At 62.8% G+C, this 20,251-nt stretch carries 22 protein-coding genes and 1 tRNA gene; 10 read left to right on the top strand and 13 right to left on the bottom strand.

From position 1 onward, the window contains the following. Positions 1–6 precede the first annotated feature (6 nt). Complete coding sequence (locus NTD88_RS20730) at positions 7–1,230, bottom strand: lipase family protein (RefSeq protein ID WP_095159789.1); 1,224 nt, start codon at positions 1,228–1,230, stop codon at positions 7–9. A gap of 287 nt (positions 1,231–1,517) precedes the next feature. Here NTD88_RS20730 and NTD88_RS20735 point away from each other — a divergent pair, with 287 nt between their 5' ends. Further along, positions 1,518–2,591: a sigma-54 interaction domain-containing protein gene (locus tag NTD88_RS20735; protein WP_262154605.1), complete on the top strand. Its 1,074-nt coding sequence runs from the start codon at positions 1,518–1,520 to the stop codon at positions 2,589–2,591. Here NTD88_RS20735 and NTD88_RS20740 read toward each other — a convergent pair whose 3' ends face one another. Beyond that, positions 2,592–4,202, bottom strand: coding sequence for an inorganic phosphate transporter (locus NTD88_RS20740; RefSeq protein ID WP_262154606.1), 1,611 nt, complete (start codon positions 4,200–4,202; stop codon positions 2,592–2,594). A 138-nt stretch (positions 4,203–4,340) separates the two neighbouring features. Here NTD88_RS20740 and NTD88_RS20745 point away from each other — a divergent pair, with 138 nt between their 5' ends. From NTD88_RS20745 to NTD88_RS20780, 8 genes are all read left to right on the top strand, one after another. Then, positions 4,341–4,772, top strand: a complete 432-nt coding sequence (locus tag NTD88_RS20745) for a GNAT family N-acetyltransferase (RefSeq protein ID WP_262154607.1) — start codon at positions 4,341–4,343, stop codon at positions 4,770–4,772. Positions 4,773–4,906: 134 nt separating this feature from the next. Then, the gene (locus NTD88_RS20750) at positions 4,907–5,260 is read left to right on the top strand and encodes a helix-turn-helix domain-containing protein (RefSeq protein ID WP_095159786.1); all 354 of its coding nucleotides are present in this window, start codon (positions 4,907–4,909) and stop codon (positions 5,258–5,260) included. Between the two features lie 134 nt (positions 5,261–5,394). Then, positions 5,395–6,036, top strand: coding sequence for a UvrY/SirA/GacA family response regulator transcription factor (gene uvrY / locus NTD88_RS20755; RefSeq protein WP_095159785.1), 642 nt, complete (start codon positions 5,395–5,397; stop codon positions 6,034–6,036). A gap of 2 nt (positions 6,037–6,038) precedes the next feature. Then, positions 6,039–7,862, top strand: coding sequence for an excinuclease ABC subunit UvrC (gene uvrC / locus NTD88_RS20760; RefSeq protein WP_262154608.1), 1,824 nt, complete (start codon positions 6,039–6,041; stop codon positions 7,860–7,862). Between the two features lie 32 nt (positions 7,863–7,894). Further along, complete coding sequence (gene pgsA / locus NTD88_RS20765) at positions 7,895–8,455, top strand: CDP-diacylglycerol--glycerol-3-phosphate 3-phosphatidyltransferase (protein WP_095159783.1); 561 nt, start codon at positions 7,895–7,897, stop codon at positions 8,453–8,455. 66 nt (positions 8,456–8,521) lie between these two features. Beyond that, a tRNA-Gly gene (locus NTD88_RS20770) sits at positions 8,522–8,597 on the top strand. A 234-nt stretch (positions 8,598–8,831) separates the two neighbouring features. Then, positions 8,832–8,987, top strand: coding sequence for an Arm DNA-binding domain-containing protein (locus NTD88_RS20775; protein ID WP_410017302.1), 156 nt, complete (start codon positions 8,832–8,834; stop codon positions 8,985–8,987). 121 nt (positions 8,988–9,108) lie between these two features. Then, entirely contained in the window at positions 9,109–10,026 is a 918-nt protein-coding gene (locus NTD88_RS20780) for a LysR substrate-binding domain-containing protein (protein WP_095156598.1), read from the top strand. 53 nt (positions 10,027–10,079) lie between these two features. On the opposite strand, the gene madM is transcribed toward NTD88_RS20780, so the two are convergent. The 11 genes from madM to NTD88_RS20835 all read right to left on the bottom strand — a co-directional run bounded on the left by madM (position 10,080) and on the right by NTD88_RS20835 (position 18,975). Beyond that, the gene (madM, locus tag NTD88_RS20785) at positions 10,080–10,844 is read right to left on the bottom strand and encodes a malonate transporter subunit MadM (protein ID WP_095156599.1); all 765 of its coding nucleotides are present in this window, start codon (positions 10,842–10,844) and stop codon (positions 10,080–10,082) included. 1 nt (position 10,845) lies between these two features. Further along, positions 10,846–11,262 (bottom strand): malonate transporter subunit MadL, encoded by a 417-nt coding sequence (gene madL, locus NTD88_RS20790; protein WP_262154609.1) that lies wholly within the window; start codon positions 11,260–11,262, stop codon positions 10,846–10,848. Between the two features lie 60 nt (positions 11,263–11,322). After that, on the bottom strand, positions 11,323–12,249 hold the full coding sequence (gene mdcH, locus NTD88_RS20795) for a malonate decarboxylase subunit epsilon (RefSeq protein ID WP_262154610.1): 927 nt from the start codon (positions 12,247–12,249) through the stop codon (positions 11,323–11,325). Further along, complete coding sequence (locus NTD88_RS20800; protein ID WP_095156602.1) at positions 12,246–12,863, bottom strand: malonate decarboxylase holo-ACP synthase; 618 nt, start codon at positions 12,861–12,863, stop codon at positions 12,246–12,248. Before NTD88_RS20800 ends, mdcH begins: the two co-directional genes overlap by 4 nt. Before the next feature lie 39 nt (positions 12,864–12,902). After that, the gene (mdcE, locus tag NTD88_RS20805) at positions 12,903–13,685 is read right to left on the bottom strand and encodes a biotin-independent malonate decarboxylase subunit gamma (RefSeq protein WP_095156603.1); all 783 of its coding nucleotides are present in this window, start codon (positions 13,683–13,685) and stop codon (positions 12,903–12,905) included. Beyond that, a complete protein-coding gene (locus NTD88_RS20810) occupies positions 13,682–14,536 on the bottom strand; it encodes a biotin-independent malonate decarboxylase subunit beta (protein WP_095156604.1) in 855 nt (284 codons plus the stop codon). The genes mdcE and NTD88_RS20810 overlap by 4 nt, the downstream gene beginning before the upstream one ends. Continuing rightward, positions 14,529–14,828 carry a malonate decarboxylase subunit delta gene (locus tag NTD88_RS20815; protein WP_095156605.1) on the bottom strand — a complete coding sequence of 100 codons (300 nt, stop codon included), beginning with the start codon at positions 14,826–14,828 and terminating at the stop codon, positions 14,529–14,531. Before NTD88_RS20815 ends, NTD88_RS20810 begins: the two co-directional genes overlap by 8 nt. Before the next feature lie 2 nt (positions 14,829–14,830). Further along, positions 14,831–15,685, bottom strand: a complete 855-nt coding sequence (locus NTD88_RS20820; RefSeq protein WP_262154611.1) for a triphosphoribosyl-dephospho-CoA synthase — start codon at positions 15,683–15,685, stop codon at positions 14,831–14,833. Next, positions 15,686–17,347, bottom strand: a complete 1,662-nt coding sequence (mdcA, locus tag NTD88_RS20825) for a malonate decarboxylase subunit alpha (protein WP_095156607.1) — start codon at positions 17,345–17,347, stop codon at positions 15,686–15,688. A 157-nt stretch (positions 17,348–17,504) separates the two neighbouring features. After that, positions 17,505–18,173, bottom strand: a complete 669-nt coding sequence (locus NTD88_RS20830; protein WP_262154612.1) for a GntR family transcriptional regulator — start codon at positions 18,171–18,173, stop codon at positions 17,505–17,507. Between the two features lie 67 nt (positions 18,174–18,240). After that, positions 18,241–18,975, bottom strand: coding sequence for an SDR family NAD(P)-dependent oxidoreductase (locus tag NTD88_RS20835; protein ID WP_262154613.1), 735 nt, complete (start codon positions 18,973–18,975; stop codon positions 18,241–18,243). 210 nt (positions 18,976–19,185) lie between these two features. On the opposite strand from NTD88_RS20835, the gene NTD88_RS20840 reads away from it, so the two are divergent. Beyond that, a complete protein-coding gene (locus NTD88_RS20840; protein ID WP_262154614.1) occupies positions 19,186–20,217 on the top strand; it encodes a polyamine ABC transporter substrate-binding protein in 1,032 nt (343 codons plus the stop codon). The last annotated feature ends 34 nt before the right edge of the window (positions 20,218–20,251 follow it).

Consider the following 20,251-nt stretch of genomic DNA (forward strand, 5'->3'; position numbering starts at 1 on the left):
AAGTCCTTATTGCACGGTGGGGTTGCAGACGGGCGCGACAGGCTGGCCGCTGAACACCTTGCGGGCGAACGGCAGCGAGTCCTTGAGCGAGGCGTTCACCGTCTCGCTGTGGCCCAGGCCCTTGTACAGATGGCCCTCGACCACCGAACCGGCCTTGCAGGCGTCCTGCATCAGCGCCACCTGGGTGGAGGCGGCGGGCGTCTTGTCCTCGGCACCGGTGCCGATGAAGATCGGCTGCGCCAGTTTCAGCGTCGGGTAGCTGACCTGCGCCTGCCAGGCTTTCAGTTGTGCGCCGTCGTTGACCTTGCGGCTGTTGGCCGGAGTCAGGCCGGTGCCGATGACGTCCGAGACCAGCGACGACAGGCAACTGGTGCGCGCCTGTTCGAACAGCGGCAGGGCCTTGTCGGTGTAGAAGTCACGCGGGTTGATGTCCGGGTTGTACTGCTGCGCCGCGAGCAGGGTGTAGAAGCCGTAGGCGAGGGCGGCGTCGACCTTGTTCGGGTCCTGCTCGCCGACGTTCTTCTCGCCGACGGTGTAGATCACGCCGGTGCCGACGCTGCCTTTCAGGCCCAGGTCCGGGGCGTAGGTCGGCGCGTAGGCGGCCGAGGCGAAGGCGCCGGCGCCACCCTGGGACTGGCCGAGCACCAGCACCTTGTTGGCCAGCCCCGGCACGCCGCCGATCACCGCCCGCGCTGCGTCGAGGATGCCGTAGGCGGCCATGCGGTTATTCAGTAGCGGATGGCCGCCGGGTACGCCGAGGCCCTGATAGTCGGTGGCGACGATGGCGTAGCCCTCGCTCAGCCAGCGCGCCAGGTACTGCACGTCACGGTAGGAACGCCCGGCCCAGGACGGCGCGCAGATATCCGCCACGCCAACGGTGCCGTGGCCCCAGGTGACCACCGGCCAGCCGCCTTCCGGCGCCTTGCCCTGGGGAATGAACAGCGCGCCGGACACCGCGACCGGGGTCTTGCCGTCGATGCCGTCGGTGGAGCTGTAAAGAATGCGCAGTTGCTTCGCCGAGCCGGGCAGGGCGAGGGTGTTTTCCAGTGGCTCGCTGCGCAGCAGCTTGCCCGGTGTCGCCGGAATGGCCTTTTCCCAGGTGTAGAACGCCGAGACACGGCCATCGCCTTGCTGCGGGTCGGGTTTTGGTGCGTAGGTGTCGGCGGCGAAGGCGCTGAGGGAGAGGGTCAGCAGACTCAGCCCGAAGGCCAGCTTGTGCGGGAGTTTCATGAAGGGTCCTTGAAGAAAAGGCAGTCCCCAGCCTTAGAGCGAAACCCATGCCAATTGTCTGGAAATAGCCTGTAAGCCACGGATTGCGGGGCTTTCAGAAGAAATACGGAAGCGCCACTGTTGCCTGGCGTGCTGGCCGTTGAGCAACGGGTGTTGCCCGGTTGCTGCTGGGGCAGCAGTTTGATGTGTTAGCTGTTTTTGGAATATTCAAATGCAAATTAATAATTATTTGTTCTAATTTGTTTCGTGCACTATGAAGGCGCGCCACCCATGCCAGGAATGCCTTTATGTCGCTGCTTACCCATCCCAACGCTCGCGAACTGACCAAATCCGTTCGCGCCACCGTACTGGTGTTCAAGGACCCTCGGTCCCAGGAACTGCTCAGCCGCATCGAGCGCCTGGCGCCCAGCGAAGCCAACACGCTGATCATCGGCGAGACCGGTACCGGCAAGGAGCTGGTGGCGCGCCATATTCATCAATTGAGCCGACGCGGTCGCGAGCCGTTCGTCGCGGTCAACTGCGGGGCCTTCGCCGAAAGCCTGGTGGAGAGCGAACTGTTCGGCCACGAGAAGGGCGCCTTCACCGGCGCCACCAACGCCAAGGCCGGCTGGTTCGAGGCGGCCAACGGCGGCACTTTGTTCCTCGATGAGATCGGCGATCTGCCGCTGAACATGCAGGTCAAGTTGCTGCGGGTGCTGCAGGAGCGCGAAGTGGTGCGCCTCGGCTCGCGCACGCCGGTGCCGATCAACGTGCGGCTGGTGGCGGCGACCAACGTCAACCTGGCCGACGCCGTGGTGGCGGGGAATTTCCGTGAAGACCTGTTCTACCGCCTGCACGTCGCGACCATCCGCCTGCCGCCACTGCGCGAGCGGCCCGGCGATATCCTGCCGCTGGCCGAGTTCTTCGTCGAAGAACACTGCCAGCGCCTCGGCTACAGCCGCGCCAGCCTCAGCCCGGAAAGCGAACGCAAGCTGCTGGCGCACAGTTGGCCGGGCAACATCCGCGAGCTGGAAAACGCTATTCACCACGCCTTGCTGGTTTGCCGTCAGCAAGTGGTGCAACCCGGCGACCTGCACCTGGTGGACATGCGTCCGATGGGTGTGCGGGTCGAGGAAAACGCACTGCCGCTGCGCCTGCCGGCCGCGCCGCCGGATCTGGAAGCAGCGCTGACCGCGCTGTTCGAGCAGAACATCCCGGACCTCTACGAGCACATCGAAGAAACCGTGTTCCGCACCGCCTACCGGTTCTGCCACGGCAACCAGTTGCAGACCGGGCGGCTGCTGAACATCAGCCGCAATATCGTCCGGGCCCGCCTGGAGAAAATCGGCGAACTGCGCCGCAGCGACGCGGCGCAGATCTGATCAGATCAGGCGGGTCAGCAGCCAGTACAGGCTGCCCGACAGCAGGATCGAGATCGGCAGGGTCAGCACCCAGGCCATCGCCAGGTTGAGGATGGTCCGGCCCTGCAGGCCCGAACCGTTGGCCACCATGCAGCCGGCGACCCCCGACGACAACACGTGGGTGGTCGACACCGGCAGGCCGAAATGGTCCGCCGCGCCAATGGTGCACATCGCCACCAACTCGGCGGAGGCACCCTGGGCGTAGGTCAGATGGGTCTTGCCGATCTTCTCGCCCACCGTCACCACGATCCGTTTCCAGCCGACCATGGTGCCCAGCCCGAGGGCAATGGCCACGGCCACTTTGACCCACAGCGGAATGAAGCGGGTGGCGTCGTCCACTTGCTTCTGGAACAGGTGCACGGTGCGCCGGGTGTCGGGATCGACATCCAGCAGCTTGTGCTTGTCCATCAGGCGGATCGCCTCGCTGGTCAGGTACATGTCGTTGCGCACGTTGCCCATGGCTTCGGCCGGAATACCGGCCAGCGAGCCATAGCTGCCGACCTGGCTGCCGATAGTGCCGGCCAGTTCGGCCAATGCGGGAATCAGTTCCGGGCTGGGGGCGGGGCTGCGGATGAACGTGGTCAGGGTCTGTCGCGCATCGGCCGGTGCCGCCTGCGTGGCATGGCTGGCCAGCGCCGCGCGGGTGGTCTCGGCCATCGCCACGAACTGCTGCGATTGTTCCGCCGGCATGGTGCGGTTCAGCGCGTAGGCCATCGGCAGGGTGCCGACCAGGATCAGCATGATCAGGCCCATGCCTTTCTGCCCGTCATTCGAACCGTGGGCGAAGGACACCCCGGTGCAGGTGACGATCAGCAGGCCGCGAATCCACCACGGCGGTGGCGTGTTACCCACTGGCGCCTGGTACAGCGCCTTGTGCTTGACCAGCTTGCGCAAGGCCAGCAACAACAGCGCGGCGCAGGCGAAACCGATCAGCGGCGAAAACAGCAGCGAATAGCCGACCTTGCTGGCTTGGGTCCAGTCGACGCCACTGGTGCCGTCGCGACCGTGCATCAGCGCATTCGCCACGCCGACGCCGATGATCGATCCGATCAGGGTGTGGGACGAAGACGCCGGCAAACCCAGCCACCAGGTGCTCAGGTTCCAGATGATCGCCGCCAGCAGCAGGGCGAAAACCATGGCAAAGCCGGCCGAGGAGCCGACCTGTAGGATCAGCTCAACCGGCAGCAGGGCAATGATGCCGAACGCCACGGCGCCGCTGGAAAACAGCACGCCGAGGAAATTCCAGCAGCCCGACCAGACCACCGCGAAGCGCGCCGGCAGCGAGTGGGTATAGATCACCGTGGCGACGGCGTTGGCGGTGTCGTGAAAGCCGTTGACGAACTCGAAGCCCAGGGCGATCAACAGCGCCAGGCCGAGCAGCAGGAACGGGGTCCAGGTGGTGATCACCGTGCCGCTGGCATCGATGTCGCGAAACAGGCTCCAGGCGGTGTAGAGCAGGGCGCCGATCAACAGGCTGAAGAACAGGACGGTAGGGGTACGGCTCGAACGCGTCTTGAGAGGGGATGCAACGTGCGCGTCCACGGGGGGGATAGCGCTGGTCTGGGTCGTCATGAGAGGGTCCGGGGTGGAATTTCAGGCTCATGCCTGGCACAAAGCCAGCATACAATTGCCTTCAGCAGCCACCCTGACGGGGATCAACGAAACCCCATGGGCAATCGCTAAGCTCAGCGGCAACCAGAAGGACGCCCCGTGAATCTTCACCTCACTCCCGCCAGCGCGGAACACCTGCCTTTCGCCCGTGACCTGACCCGGCGCGGGATGCTGCGCTACTACTGCCAGTACGACCTGCTGTGGCTGGATGAGGCATTCGACCAGGCCTGGAACTGGCGTGAGCAATGGCGGGTGATGGACGGCGAGGTGCTGGTGGGTTTTTGCAGCCTGAGCCAGGACGGCAAGGCGCTGTATATCCGCGAATTGCATATAGTCGAGTCGGCCCGGGGCCAAGGTATTGGCGCTTGGGTGTTGCGGGAACTTGACGCCTGGGCTGCGCAGCGGCGGTTGCAGTGTCTGCGCTTGACCGTGTTCAAGAGCAATCCGGCCCGCCACCTCTATCTGCGCGAAGGCTTTGTAGAGCAGGGCGAGGACGAATGTTTCGTGCGTATGCAACTAACGTCGCATTGACCCGCATCGAAAGGGGCAGGGCGTCTTGTGCTGCAAATCGCATCCCGTGCATAGTTCAAGATTGTTGACGGCGCAGCGGATGTGCCGGGTTTTCTACCCTTTAGTGGGTGTATTGCAAAGGAATATGTATTCAAATGAAGGGAATAGGATTACGTCTCAGGGCAGAGCGCGAGCGGTTGGGTCTCACCCAGCGAGCTTTCGGTGACATCGGTGGCGTGGAGCCCAACGCTCAAGGCAAGTATGAAAGCGGCGAACGTACGCCGCGGGCTGATTACCTGGCCGCAGTGGCGGCCAACGGCGTCGATGCCCTCTATGTACTGAGCGGGGTGCCGACCCCGGCAGTGCTGGACAATCTGCGTCCCGGCGAGAATCACCTGTTGGACTGCTACCGGCGGCTACAGCCCGCAGATCAGCAGGCTGTAAGACATTTGCTTGAGAGTCTGGCAGGAACAATTCCAAAGCCTGTAGGCAAAGTGGTATCTGCCTGATCAGACAAGTGGCGTTTTCGTAGTCGAATTTATGTAATTTGACGTCATATTTGTGACGCATTCTGTTAGGTCCACCACGCAATTTTTTGATAAGGTGGCGGGATCCAATTCAGACCGTAAGGCGAGGTGTCTGCTTGATTAGGGTTCTGGTGGTCGATGATCACGATCTGGTTCGTACCGGTATTACCCGCATGCTGGCCGACATCGACGGTCTGCAGGTAGTGGGCGAGGCCGATTCCGGTGAAACGGCGCTGAAGGTCACCCGCGAGCTCAAGCCCGATGTGGTCCTGATGGACGTGAAAATGCCCGGTATCGGCGGCCTTGAAGCGACCCGCAAACTGTTGCGCAGCCACCCTGACATCAAGGTGGTTGCAGTGACCGTCTGCGAGGAAGATCCGTTTCCCACGCGCCTGTTGCAGGCCGGTGCCGCTGGCTATCTGACCAAGGGCGCCGGTCTCGACGAAATGGTCCAGGCCATTCGTCTGGTTTTCGCCGGCCAGCGCTACATCAGTCCGCAGATCGCCCAGCAACTGGCGCTCAAATCCTTCGAGCCCAAGAACGCCTCGCCGTTCGACAGCCTGTCGGAACGGGAGATCCAGATCGCACTGATGATCGTTGGTTGTCAGAAGGTCCAGATCATTTCCGACAAGCTGTGCTTGTCGCCGAAAACCGTGAACACGTACCGTTACCGGATCTTCGAGAAACTTTCGGTCACCAGCGATGTGGAACTCACCTTGCTGGCCGTCCGCCACGGCATGGTTGACGCCAACCTCTGAACATGACCCCCGCGTTTGATCCAAGTGCTTTTCTAGCGACCTGCAGCGGCCGTCCGGGTGTCTACCGGATGTTCGACGCGGACGGCCGCCTGCTTTATGTCGGCAAGGCCAAGAACCTCAAGAAGCGCCTGGCCAGCTACTTCCGCAAGACCGGCCTGGCGCCGAAGACGGCGGCGTTGGTTGGTCATATCGCTCAGGTCGAGACCACCATCGTCGCCAGCGAAACCGAGGCCCTGCTGCTTGAGCAGAACCTCATCAAGGAATGGCGCCCGCCCTACAACATCCTGCTGCGCGACGATAAGTCCTATCCCTATGTCTTTCTGTCTGACGGCGCTTTCCCACGGCTGGGCATTCACCGTGGCGCCAAGAAACAGAAGGGCAGGTACTTCGGACCTTATCCCAGCGCTGGGGCGATCCGCGAAAGCCTGAGCCTGCTGCAGAAAGCGTTTCATGTTCGTCAGTGCGAGGACAGCTACTACGCCAACCGCACCCGGCCTTGCCTGCAGTACCAGATCAAGCGTTGCAAGGCGCCTTGCGTCGGTTTTGTCGAGCCAGAAGAGTATGCCGAGGACATACGTCACTCGGTGATGTTCCTCGAGGGGCGAAGCCACCAACTGACCAACGAACTCAATGCCGACATGGAAAAGGCCGCGATGAGCCTGGCCTTCGAAAAGGCCGCCGAGCTGCGCGACCAGATCGCCCTGCTGCGCCGCGTCCAGGACCAGCAAAGCATGGAGGGTGGCAGTGGCGATGTGGACGTGGTGGCGGCCTTCGTCAACCCGGGCGGCGCCTGTGTCCACCTGATCAGCGTGCGTGGCGGGCGAGTGCTGGGCAGCAAGAATTTCTTTCCCCAGGTGGGCATCGAGGAGGAGGTGGCCGAAGTCATGTCGGCCTTCCTCGCCCAGTACTACCTGGGTAACGCCGAGCGCGAGCTGCCGGCGGAATTGATCGTCAACGTGGTGCACGAGGACTTCGACGCCTTGCGCTCGGCGCTGGAAACCCTGCGCGGTCGCGAGCTGGCCATCAGCCACCGGGTTCGCGGAACCCGCGCCCGCTGGCAGCAACTGGCCGTGACCAACGCCGAACAGGCATTGGGTGCGCGCCTGGCCAACCGTCAACATATGGCGTCGCGCTTCGAGGCGCTGGCCGAAGTGCTGGGCTTGCCGGAAGTGCCGCAGCGCCTGGAGTGCTACGACATCAGCCACTCCAGCGGCGAAGCCACCGTGGCGTCCTGCGTGGTGTTCGGCCCGGAAGGACCGCTGAAGTCTGACTACCGTCGCTACAACATCGAAGGCGTGACTGCCGGCGACGACTACGCCGCCATGCAACAGGCCCTGACCCGGCGCTTCGGTCGGATCAAGGATGGCGAAGGCAAACTGCCGGACGTCTTGCTGGTGGACGGCGGCAAGGGCCAGTTGAACATGGCCCGCGATGTCATGCAGGCGCTGGCCGTGCCGGACCTGACCCTGCTCGGCGTGGCCAAGGGCGTGACCCGCAAGGCCGGCTTCGAGACGCTGTACCTCAACGACGTCCAGCACGAATTCACCCTGCGCGGCGACTCGCCGGCGCTGCACCTGATCCAGCAGATTCGCGATGAAGCCCACCGCTTCGCCATCACCGGCCACCGTGCCCGGCGTGGCAAGGCGCGGCGTACCTCGAGTCTGGAAGATGTGGCGGGCGTCGGGCCAAAACGCCGTCGCGACCTGCTCAAACACTTCGGTGGCTTGCAGGAATTATCCCGCGCCAGCGCGGAAGAAATCGCCAAGGCACCGGGAATCAGCAAAAAGCTCGCCGAGTCGATTTATGACAGCCTGCATAGCGAGTAGAATGCCCGCTCACCTCGCAGCCAGTTGTCCCGATGAATATTCCGAATCTGCTTACCGTTCTTCGTGTCCTGCTCATCCCGATCTTCATTCTGCTGTTCTACGTGCCGTATCACTGGAGCTACGTAGCCGCCAGTAGCGTATTCGCCATTGCCGCCGCCACTGACTGGCTCGACGGCTACCTGGCGAGGCGCCTGGAGCAGAGCACGCCGTTCGGGGCCTTCCTCGACCCGGTGGCCGATAAGCTGATGGTCGCGGTGGCGCTGGTGCTGTTGGTGCAGGTTCACGCCAACTTGTGGCTGACCTTGCCGGCGGCGGTGATCATCGGTCGCGAGATCGTCGTTTCCGCATTGCGCGAGTGGATGGCCGAGATCGGGGCGAGGGCGCATGTGGCGGTGTCGAACCTGGGCAAATGGAAGACCGCGGCGCAGATGCTGGCGCTGGTCATCTTGCTGGCCAACCCGGCGACGCTCAGCACCTGGGTGGTTCTGGGTTATGCCTTGTTGATTATCGCCGCGGGCCTGACCCTCTGGTCGATGGTGCAGTACCTGCGGGCCGCCTGGCCGCACCTGCGGGAAGGTTCAGAAAAAAAATAAAACTTTTTTGAATCAAGGGGTTGACGAAATATTTCAAAACTATAAAATGGCCACCATCAAGACGACGCGGGAATAGCTCAGTTGGTAGAGCACGACCTTGCCAAGGTCGGGGTCGCGAGTTCGAGTCTCGTTTCCCGCTCCAAACATGGCGCTACAGGATTCAATAGAGTGCTGTAGCCAAGAAAAAAGGACCTTCGGGTCCTTTTTTCGTTTCTGCCGAAACCGCTGAAAACCACCAGTATCCGCGCATTTTAAGTACACGATTAAGTACACGAATTCGGTGCCTGATCCGGTGGGATGCTGAAGCGGATTGACGCTGGAGTTGCTTGGGCAATATGACAAGCATCTGGTTCCTGACCCAGTTCAGGAGCTTGTTATGCCACTTTCTGAAATGGCCGTCCGGCATGCCCGGGTCACCGGCACCGCTTACGCCCTCACCGACGCCGATGGGCTGTCCCTGTACGTTTCTGCAGGTGGCAGCAAGATCTGGCATTTCCGCTATTACTGTTTTTCAGCAGGTTATGAGCTGTAGTCATAACTTGAGGAAGGGTGTGTGGCGACTGCATCTGTCCCGATTCTGGCAGTGGTCGATGGTGCCCTTCCCGGGCATTCCTATATTCTCCCTGCGAGCCCCTTCGCGCCTGGACCCGAGCATGCAAATCGATGAAGAACTGACCCTGAAGAAGCTGGAAATCTTCCTCGCGTTCATGCACAGCGGCAATCTCGCCCGCGCCGCCAGCGAGCTGGAGACCAGCAGTGTCAGCGTGCATCGGGCTATCCATTCGCTGGAGAACGCCCTGCGTTGCCCGCTGTTCAAGCATGAAGGGCGCAAGCTGACGCCGCTGGAAAGTGCCTATGTGCTGGAGGAAAAGGCCCGCAAGCTGATCCAGGACGCCAGCGAGATGGTGCGCCTGACCCGCGAGGCCGCGGGGTTCTCGTCCGAGCGCTTCAAGCTCGGCGCGTTGTATTCGCTGACGGTGAAGACCGTGCCGCAACTGGTCATGGGCCTGAAGCTCAGGCGCAGCGAGCTGAACATTGATCTGACCCTGGGCTCCAACGTCGATCTGTTGTACCGCCTGAAGAACTTTGAACTGGACGCCATTCTGGTTTCGCTGGATGAAAGCACCAGCGACCCGGCGTGCGAGCAGTTGCCGCTGTTCTCCGATGACATCTTCCTGGCCGTGCCCACCGATTCGCCCTTTGCCCTGAAAGAGGAAGTGGACCTGGCCGATCTCGCCGGCTCGACCTTCATCACGCTGACCCAGGGTTTTGCCACCCACCGCGACGGTGTGCGGGTGTTCGAGCAGGCCGGGTTCAAGCCCAACGTGGCCATGCAGGTGAACGATATCTTCACCTTGCTCAGCATGGTCAGTTCAGGGGTTGGCTACGCCTTGCTGCCGGGGCGGATTTCGGCGGTCTATGAGAACCGCGTCAAGCTGATTCCGCTGCAGCCGCGCTATCGCCTGCAGCAGCATATCGGCGCGGTGTTTCTGAAGAGCCGGGAGCGCGACCCGAACCTGCTGGCGCTGGTCGCCGAATGCCGCATGTACAGCCGCCGCAGCGAAGGCTGACGCGACGACGCCCCGGTGCGTGGCCGGGGCGTCGGGAACTGCGAAGGCGTGTGTCAGCCGACCAGGGCGCGCACGCAGAAATACAGGATTGACGGACCCATCAGGCAACCCAGGCCGGTATGGAAGGTGGCGGTCAGGGCGCCGTAGGGCACCAGGCGCCGGTCCGTCGCCGCCAGCCCCGCGGTTACCCCGCTGACGGTGCCGGCCAGGCCACCGAAGACCATCGCCGAGCGTGGGTTGTCGAGGGCCAGCAGGCGCGCCGAGACCGGGGTGAAGACCATCACCAGGATCGCCTTGATCAGGCCGGTGGCGATGGACAGCGCCATCACATCCGAACTGGCACCCAACGCTGCACCGGTCACCGGCCCGACGATGTAGGTCACTGCACCGGCTCCGATGGTGGTCATGCTCACCGCATCGCGGTAGCCGAAGCTCCAGGCAACTGCGGCGCCGACGATAAAGGGCAGGACGGTGCCGAGGAGCAGGGCGACCACACCGATCATCCCGGCCTTGCGTGCTTCGGTAGCCTGCACCTCGAAGGCTGTGGCAACGATGGCGAAGTCACGCAGCATGGCGCCACCCATCAAGCCGATCCCGGAAAACAGGGCCAGGTCGGCCAGGCCTTTCTGGCCGCCGGTGAGGTTGCCGCCGACCCAGGCCAGCACCAGGCCGATGACGATGGCGATGGCCGAGCCGTGGACCCGGCCCAGGGTCAGGTAGCGTGACAGCAGAACCGAGATCCACATCACCCCGCCGACAATGGCGAACGCGGTGATCAGGCTGTTGTGTTCCAGTGCATTGACGATGAGATCGGGCATGTCAGCGGCCTCCTGCCGGGACGACGGTGGCGTCAGTTTCGACGCACTCCTTTTCCAGCGGTTCCCCGCGGTGGGTGCGACTGATCAGGGCGATGGTCGCGCCACACAGCAGCACTGCGCCGACGGCGGCCAGCAGTGCCACCGGGCCGCCATGCAGGGCGGTGACGACGTTCTGCTGGGCGGCCATGGCGACCACGATGGGAATGTACATCGCGCCCCAGAAGCCGACGCCCAGTTCGCATTCCTTGCTCATGCCACCGTTGCGATGCATGTACAAACGGGCACAGATCAGCAGGATCATGGCGATCCCGACACCACCGACATTCGATTTGACGCCCAGCAGGGTGCCGAGAAAGTCACCGATGATGACACCGGCAAGTGTGCATATGGCCAGCAGGGCCACTCCGTAAATGATCATTGTTGTTGTCCTCGCGTTGAGTCGAAGTTGCTTGTTGTTGTTCTTCGAACGGCACGGCAGTTATCGGGTTGAGCTCACCTCCCTGCGCAGCAGCGCATCCAGGGTATCGGCGCGGGTGTCCTGGCAGGTGACCACCGTCCCGGAGTTGAAGACAGGCCTGGCCAGGCCGGCGAGCACGCCGCCGGGTGGCATTTCCACCAGCAGACGCACCCCGCGCTCCCAGGCCGTGCGAACGGCACCGGCCCAGTCGACGCGGCGGCACATGTTGAACGCCAGGTCGTCGCGCAGGGCCTGCGGGGTATGCAGCGGCCTGGCGCAGGTGCTGCTGAGAAAGATGATGCCGGGCTGGCGCAGGGGCACCGAGGCAAAGGCCTGCGCCAGTTCCGCAGCCGGGGCATCCAGCAGCCGGCAGTGCGACGGCACGCTCATGGCCAGGCGTTTGGCGCAGCGCGCCCCGAGGGCAAGTGCCTGGTCGGCGACCCGCGCCATGGCCGCATCGCTGCCAGCAATCACGAACTGCTGCTCGGTATTGATATTGGCCAGGAACACCGGCTCGCTGGCGTTGCCGATGAGTTGTTCGACACGGCCCTGATCCAGCCCGATCAGGGCGGTCATGCCGTAGCCGCTGGGGTAGGCGTGCTGCATCAGTTCGCCGCGCAAGGCCACCAGGCGCACGGCGTCGGCATAGTCCAGGGCGCCGGCGATCACTGCCGCCGGATAAGCGCCGATGGACAGTCCGCACACGTAGCCGGGTGGCGGGTTGCGTTGCAGCAGTTGGCGAGCGGCAGCGACCCCGGCCACCAGCAGACACAACTGGACCGCGCGGGTGGAGACCAGTGCTTCACGGCTGTCGAGGCGCAGCAGCGGCTCGCCGAGAACATCGCTGGCTTCTTCCAGGCAGACCCGTCCCGCGGCATCGTCGACCAGGTGCTGAAGCATGCCGGGTCGTTGCGCGCCCTGGCCGGGAAAGGCGAACAGGCTGCTCATGCCGGTTGCTCCGCGAGGTGCCAGGGATCAGCGACCAGGCGTGCGCCGTCGCGATGCTTGAGCAGGACACGTGCGCTATCTGTCACCCACTCGGCCAGCGCCACGGCACCGTTGGGGGTTTCCAGTTGCAGGTCGATCCGGCAGGCCAGGTGCTTGAGTGCGTGGCTCAGCGACCTGGCTGTTGCGCGGTCGAAGGGCGTCGGCGTGCGCAGCAGCAGGTCGAGATCGCTGTCGGCATGCAGCACCGTATGACCGGTTGCCAACTGGTAGGCAACGCCACCCGTGGGGCCCCAGTCCAGACCGGTGCCGTCGAGGATCGGTGTCACCTGCTTCAGGGCAGCCAGCGCTGGGAGATTCGCCGGACCGTTCAGGCGCAGGTCCTCGGGGCGTCGCCGGCAACGCACCGCCTCACGCGGCATCCATGCCGCCAGACGCCGGGCGCGCTCATCGCCGCGAAGACCGACAGGCATCCACCCTTCATCACCGCTGGCCCGCCGTACCACCACCGGAAAGCCAGCGGCCAGCACTTGCCGTGCCCACTCCGGAGCATCGTCGGGCAGTTGCTCCGGGGGCATGCCCCAGAGCAGATCGTGCGCGCCAAAGATCGTGTTCATCCGTCGCTCCCTACACCGGAAAAAACTGCTATCGCCGAACTACCATTGGGCCCGCAATTGCTCGCGTACCCGCGACGACATCGCCCGGTTCGGTGCGCCAAGGCGGCTGCGAAGATCTGTGCTGGTGCCGATATCCAGCACCGCCCGGGCCAGTGATTCGTTGACCTTGGCGATGTCCGCCGCACCGGGCTGCTCGACGCTCTGGACCTTGACCCGGTCCCACAGCAGCCCGAGCGAGGCATAGCTGGCGATGTCATAGGCCATGGGCGGCACCGTGGCGGCCAGGCTTTCCAGCTCCTCGATGCTGCGCAGGGTGATGCGCGCGGCGGCGGCCTTGCCCATGGCGTGGACCATCACACCGTCGTCGTCCAGCGCGATCAGTCGCTGGGCCTGATAACCGTGGGCCAGGAATGCCCCTGACATTGCCTTGCCCACCAGCAGGGCAATGAGCGGATGGCCCGCGAGCCGGGCACGGGCATAGGCGTCGACCGCTCCGGCCAGTGCCTGGTGGATACCCAGCGCTTCCTCGCGACGACCGTAGGCCTGGCTCGGCACATCGACAATGGCGACCAGTATTCGAGGGCTTCCCCCCGCATCCGCCTCGATGGCCTCATCGATGGCCTTGGCCAGCCCCCAGCCTTCCAGCAGCCCGACCTCACCCTGGCGGGCCCGGGGAAACGGGTTGTGCGGGGCCGGGACCACCGCCAGGTAGCGCGCTGGCCGGTTGCCCAGTTCGCCGTCGATGACTTTCACCGAGGCGGGAAAGCCCGGCAGTTCATGGCCGCAGGCCAATGCGTTCAGCCACTCGGTTCCTCGGCTCATTGCAGTTCTCCCTGGTAAATGGTCCGCACACGGCCGGCATCCAGTTGTTCACAGTCGGTGCCGAGCTTGTTCAGAAGCGCGAAAAAATCGGCGTAGCGTCGGCTGCGGGGCAGGGCCGGTTCGCCCGCCGCGACGGCGGCGAGGAGGGCTTGGCGCAGTTGCTCGACATCGTCTGCGACATAGCTGTCGGCCAGCCCGCAGGCATGCCGCTGTTCACCGCCGGTCAGGCTCCAGATAAAGGGCCGGTCGCGGGAGTCGTATTCGTCGATGCCGGCTTCCTGCTCGATCACCTGCGGGCCATTGAGGCCCAGGCGCGCCTCACGGGTGACAATCAGATGACTGCACAACCCGGCGGCGATGGACATGCCGCCAAAGCAGCCGACCGACCCGGCAATCAGACCGATGACCGGCCGGAATTGACGCAGTTCGACGATCGCTGCCTGGATCTCGGCAATGGCGGCCAGACCGAGGTTGGCTTCCTGCAGGCGCACCCCGCCGGTTTCCAGCAGGAGCACGGCGGCGGTGGGAATGCCGTTGCGGTTGTCTTCGACGGCCAGCTCCAGGGCGCCGGCGATCTTGGCTCCGCCGACTTCGCCCATGCTGCCGCCCTGGAACGCGCCCTCGATGGCCGCCACCAGCAGTGGCTGACCGTCCAGGGTGCCCTTGGCAATGACCACACCGTCATCGGCCTGGGGCACGATGCCCTGGCCTGGCAGCCAGGGCGACATCAGGCGATCGAACGGACCGAGCAATTCGCGGAAGCTGCCGGCATCGAGCAACGCCCGTGCACGCTGGCGTGCATCAAGCTCGACAAAGCTGCGGCGGTTCAACAGGCGGGCCAGGTCAGTCATGGGAAATCTCCTCGAAGCCTTGTTCCAGGCGCAGCCGAACGACGCCCGGTGTCGCGCCGAAGTCGTGGATATCGATGTTCATTGCCGGCAGCACCTGCCCGGTGAACAGGCGCTGGAACAACTGCTCCCAGCGCGGCGCGCTGCCGTTGACCGACGTCACCACATTGATCGTCAGCACGCCGTGCACGCCCGGTTCCAGCAGCACTTCAAGATCGCCGGAGCCGACGCAGCCCACCAGGGCACGTCCCGCGCCAGGCTGCCCGGCGGGGAAGGTAAAAGACAGGGTTTCCATGGTCAGAGGCTCCCGACGTTATCAAGGAACAGGCAGGCCGCCAGCAGGTCGGCGGCGCCGCCCGGAGAGGCGTTGAGGGCGAGCAGGCGGGTATCCAGCTCGCGCAGGCGACGGCGTCCGGCCAGGCTGGCGCTGCCACCGGCGTCCAGTACCGCTCGAGCGCCTTGTTGCATGATGTGCAGCCCTTGCGGACCGGCGCGCCAGAGCACGCAGGTATCGTCCAGAGTGGCCATGATTGCCAGCAAGGCGTCGAGGCGCGCGTTCTGTTCTCCCGCGTTGCGGCTGCGGCTGTTCCTGAGTTGCGGCAGGCCGTGGCCGAGCACGGCAGGGAAGCCCGATTGCGCTTCTTCCCGGGCGCCGCGTGCGCCGTAGCGGTGTTTTACCTGAAGGCCGTGGCTGTCCTGTTGCCTGGGTGCAAAACGGTCGTCGATCAGGGCGATACGCCCGGCGCGTGCGGCGACCGCTGCGGCCTCTTCGCCCGACGCGCTCAAGGCGCAGGACGCCACCAGCAGGCCCAGGGCCCAGATCGCGCCACGGTGGGTGTTGACCCCAGCGGTGGTCGCCAGCATCGCGCACTCACCCTCGCGGCCAATATGGCCGAGCGCCTCGCGCAGCGGCTGGCCGACCTCGCCGATGGCCAGTGCAGCCTCGGCCATTTCCTTGAAGCAGGGCCACAATGACAGGGCCGAGGCGTGCATCAGGCCCAGGTGCAGGTCGTTGTGCGCGCCCGTGCCGCGGCGGTCCACCAGCGCTGGTTTGGGCGACAGGTCGGCCTCGTCGATCAGGGCGTCCACCGCCAGGTCGGCGAGCAACTGGGCCAGTGGCAACGGGACTTGAATCAGTGTCGATGCGTTCATTTACCAGCTCCTGAAGCGTGCGGGCGGCTTGTACAGATCCCCGGACCAGTCGACCAGTTCGGCGATGCTCTTCGCCGCCAGCAGCGAGCGGCTGGCCTGGTTGCGCTGAATGCCCAGGTCTTCCGGCAGGGCGATCAGGCCTTCACGGCGCATGCGCAGGGTCTGCTCTGGATCATGGCGCAGCCCGATAGCGGTAATGCCTGCCACCGCAGCGATCATTGCCTGGCGTTCTTCGAGGGAGCGCGCCTTGTACAGGTAGGCGATGCCTTCCTCGGTGAGCAGGTGGGTGACGTCGTCGCCGTAGATCATCACCGGTGCCAGGGGCATGCCGGCTTTTCTGGCCACGTCCACGGCATCCAGGGTCTCGACGAAGGTGGGTTTGCCGCCTTCCTGGAAGGTCTCGACCATCTGCACCACCAGCTTGCGGCCCCGCTCCAGAAGCGTCACCGGCTCGGTCATATCCAGCCAGGCCGGAGTGACATGCCGGCGACCACGCGGGTCGTGGCCCATGTTCGGCGCACCGCCGAAGCCTGCCAGGCGACCCCGGGTAACCGTCGACGAATGCCCGTCGCCGTCCACCTGCAAGGTGGCGCCGATGAACAGATCCACCGCGTACTGGCCGGCCAGTTGGCACATCATCCGGTTGGAGCGCATCGACCCGTCGTGACCGGTAAAGAACACATCAGGGCGCTGCGCTATGTAGTCCTCCATGCCCAGTTCGGTACCGAAGCAGTGCACGCTTTCGACCCAGCCGGACTCGATCGCGGGGATCAGCGTCGGGTGTGGATTGAGCGTCCAGTTGCGGCAGATCTTGCCCTTCAGGCCGAGGGATTCGCCGTAGGTCGGCAGGATCAGTTCGATGGCGGCAGTGTTGAAGCCGATACCGTGATTGAGGGACTGAACGTTGTGCTTCTCGTAGATCCCGCGAATTGCCATCATCGCCATCAGCACATGCACCGGTTTGATGTGGCGCGGATCGCGGGTGAACAGAGGCTCGATATAGAAGGGCTTGTCGGCGACCACCACAAAATCGACCCAGGATGCCGGGATATCGACGCGCGGCAAGTCACGGACATCGTCCACCAGTTGATTGACCTGAACGATGACAATGCCATTGCTGAACGCGGTCGGCTCGACCAGGGCCGGGGTGTCCTCGGTGCTCGGGCCGGTATAGATGTTGCCCTCACGGTCGGCCATGAACCCGGCCACCAACGCGACGTTGGGAATCAGGTCGACCAGCAGGCGCGAGTAGAGCTCGATATAGGTGTGGATGGCGCCGACTTCCAGGCGTCCGTCTTCGAGCAACTGACTGATGCGCAGGCTTTGTGGCCCTGCGAAAGAGAAGTCGAGCTTGCGTGCAATGCCCTGTTCGAACAGATCCAGATGCTCGGCGCGGCTTACGCTGGGCATGATCATGTGCAGGTCATGCAGCTTGCCGGGGTCCGCCTTGGCAAGTGAGCGGGAGAGGAAATCCGCCTGCTTCTGGTTATTGCCTTCGAGCACCACACGATCGCCAGAGGCAATCAGCAGTTCGAGGGCTTCCACGATTCGTTCGCTGGGTATCACCGCGCCGTCTGCCAGATGGCGTACCTGATCGAGCCTGCGCTGCTTTTCGGCACGCCGACGTGACCATTGCGGTGGGGGGGAGGGGCTTATTGTCATTGTGTTGCTCCACGGGTCCGCTTACGTGGAGTCAAATTAGGTGGCAAGGCCGGGTGTATCAATCAAGCTGCAATGCTGATTATTACTCTAAGGTTAACGATTCAAGGCTAGCTTCGTAGTCCTGCCGGTCCCCCGCTGACCCCGCAGGGCCGATCCGTCAGTCATGCTCAAGCTGGACGTACTCCAGCATTTTCTGACTTCCATCCAGAATGTCGCTGCAGATTGCTTCCCGCGCGGCAGCGCCATCCTTTTTCTTCAGCGCCGAAAGCACATCCCAGTGATGATCGATTGCCATACGCTCGTTGAAGCTTCCGTAGGCACTGGCAATCAACGGTCCCGTACGCATCCACAAACCATCCAGCAGGCCGGACAGCACTGGCATGTCAGCGATCTGCGTCAGGGCGTAGTGGAATTCATGATTGTGGGTGAGCGCTGAGGCCAGATTGTTGTCCTGGATTGCCGCGAGATTACTTTGAATACAGGTTTCCAACTGCTCCAGCTGCTGCGGCGTCACACGTGCCGCCGCAGTCTCTGCCGCCAGTCCTTCCAGCGACAGGCGGATGCTTCGAATCTCCAGATATTGCCTGGAGGTCAGCATTGGGACCCGTATGTCTCTCGGGGTCTTGAGAATCAAAGCCTGTTCTTTGGCGAGCTGCAGGATCGCGTCGCGGACAGGCGTGACACTGGTGCCCAGTTGCTCGGCCAGATCGCGAATGCGCAATCTGTCATTGGGTTTGAAGCGACCAGTGATCAGAGCCTCTCGCAGCAGGCCATAGATACCGCTGCCCAGATAGGAGTGCTTCAGATTCTCGATGGGGTAATTCATTGCTTACTCGTGTGCGACACGTGCCCGAATGGGGTGGGAGACCTTCCCGGACAGAGTATCGGATAACTCAAACATGTTGCCCACCATTCACGTGTATCTCGGCGCCATTCACATAAGAGGCGCCATGGGTGCACAGGAAGTGAATCAGGGCCGCGACTTCCTCCGGTTTGCCCATCCGTTTCATCGGGATGGATCGCTCGACGATAAGCTCTGTGCCGGCAGACAGGATCGAGGTGTCAATCTCCCCTGGCGCGATAGCGTTCACCCGGACGCCGTGAGCGCCGAAGTCATGGGCCATTTCCCGCGTCAGCGCTGACAGCGCAGCCTTTGAGCAGGCGTACGCGACGCCTGCGAAAGGGTGGACGCGGGAACCGGCGATGGAGGTGACATTGATCACCGAGCCTTTCGCCGCTTTCAACTCTGCGAAAAGGCCCTGAGCCAGCAGGGCCGTCGAGAACAGGTTGACGTTGAACACATTCAGCCAGGTGGCGTAGTCGGACTCTAGAACGCCAAGGCGTTCGCCATTCGCGCTTTTTGGAGAGATCCCCGCATTGTTGACTAGCGCATCCAGTCTGCCGCCGAGCTTCTCGCGAATCTCGGGAAGCATTCTCTGGACGTCTTCAACACTCGCCAAATCGAGATGAATGTGATTTGCCAGACCCTCCGCCCAGGGACAACCTTCGCCCAGGTCCTGTCTGGAGGCTGTGAACACCCGCCATCCCGCAGCATTGAAATGCTTCACGGTGGCGTGGCCAATACCGCGGCTTGCGCCGGTGAGAAGCAAGGTACGTTGGTCGGTCATGGTGCGATCCCTTTGGCTGGTAGGGCCAAGCGTAGCTTAAAAATATGATGCATCATATTTTTATTATGGTTTAATGGCTCACCCCTATAGCCGGGGGGAGACGTATTTCCATCAATAAGGAAGCGTCTTGCTCGACCTGTTGCTGCCACTACAAAAAAACTGCCATCCCTTGATGCTGCCCACGACCCCGTAGCTCACCTGGAGAGACGCATGAACATAAAAATCGCAGCTGTACTGGTGCTTGGAGCACTCGCAGGACCGTTGAACGCCGCTGAAAAACTCACCGTGGTTTCGTTTGGTGGCAACAATCGCCAAGCCCAGGAAAAAACCTTCTATCAACCCTTCACCGCGAAAAACGGCGTGAGCATCACGGCGGATGACTACAACGGTGAGATGGCAAAAATCAAAGTGATGGCCGACACCGGCACAACCACTTGGGATGTCATTGAGGTTGAATCACCGGAGCTTATTCGCGGCTGTAGTGAGGGACTGTTCGAGCCTTTGGACTGGGATCGAATTGGAAAGAAAGAAGACTTCATACCGGCGGCAGTCAGTGACTGTGGCGTGGGCATTTTCATCTGGTCGACCGTACTGACGTACGATCCCAAGAAAGTTGCCTCTGTCCCGCAGAGTTGGGCTGATTTTTGGGATGTGAAGAAAATTCCAGGGAAGCGTGGCCTGCGGCGCGGCGCTAAATTCACCATGGAGTTCGCCCTGCTTGCCGATGGAGTTGCCAACCAGGATCTGTACAAAGTGCTTGGCACTGAAGAGGGTATCAAGCGCGCGTTCAAGAAGCTGGATGAGATCAAATCCAACATTCAATGGTGGGATTCCGGAGCCCAGCCCTTGCAGTGGCTGGCGGCTGGCGATGTGGTCATGACGTCGGCCTATAACGGTCGCGTTACCTCTGCACAGGACGAAGGCCAGTCGTTCGCAATGCAATGGAACGGCAGCCTCTACGACCTCGACCACTGGGCGATTGTCAAAGGCACCAAGAAAAAGGAACTGGCAGAGAACTTCATCGCCTTTGCCAGCCAGCCGGTTCAGCAGAAAAACTTCGTCGAAGCGATTCCCTATGGTCCCAGCAACAAAAATGCGATGGACCTGGTGGACAAGAAGATTGGTGAAAAGCTTCCAACGGCTCCCGACAATCTGAAGAATGCCCGTGCGACCGACGCGGAGTTCTGGATTGATCACGGTGAAGACCTGGAAGAGCGTTTCAACGCTTGGGTTAATAAGTGATTGATGGCGCCTGCTTGTTTGGGGGCGCCAATTG

This window comes from Pseudomonas sp. 20P_3.2_Bac5 (genome assembly GCF_025466035.1).
Lineage (GTDB): Bacteria > Pseudomonadota > Gammaproteobacteria > Pseudomonadales > Pseudomonadaceae > Aquipseudomonas.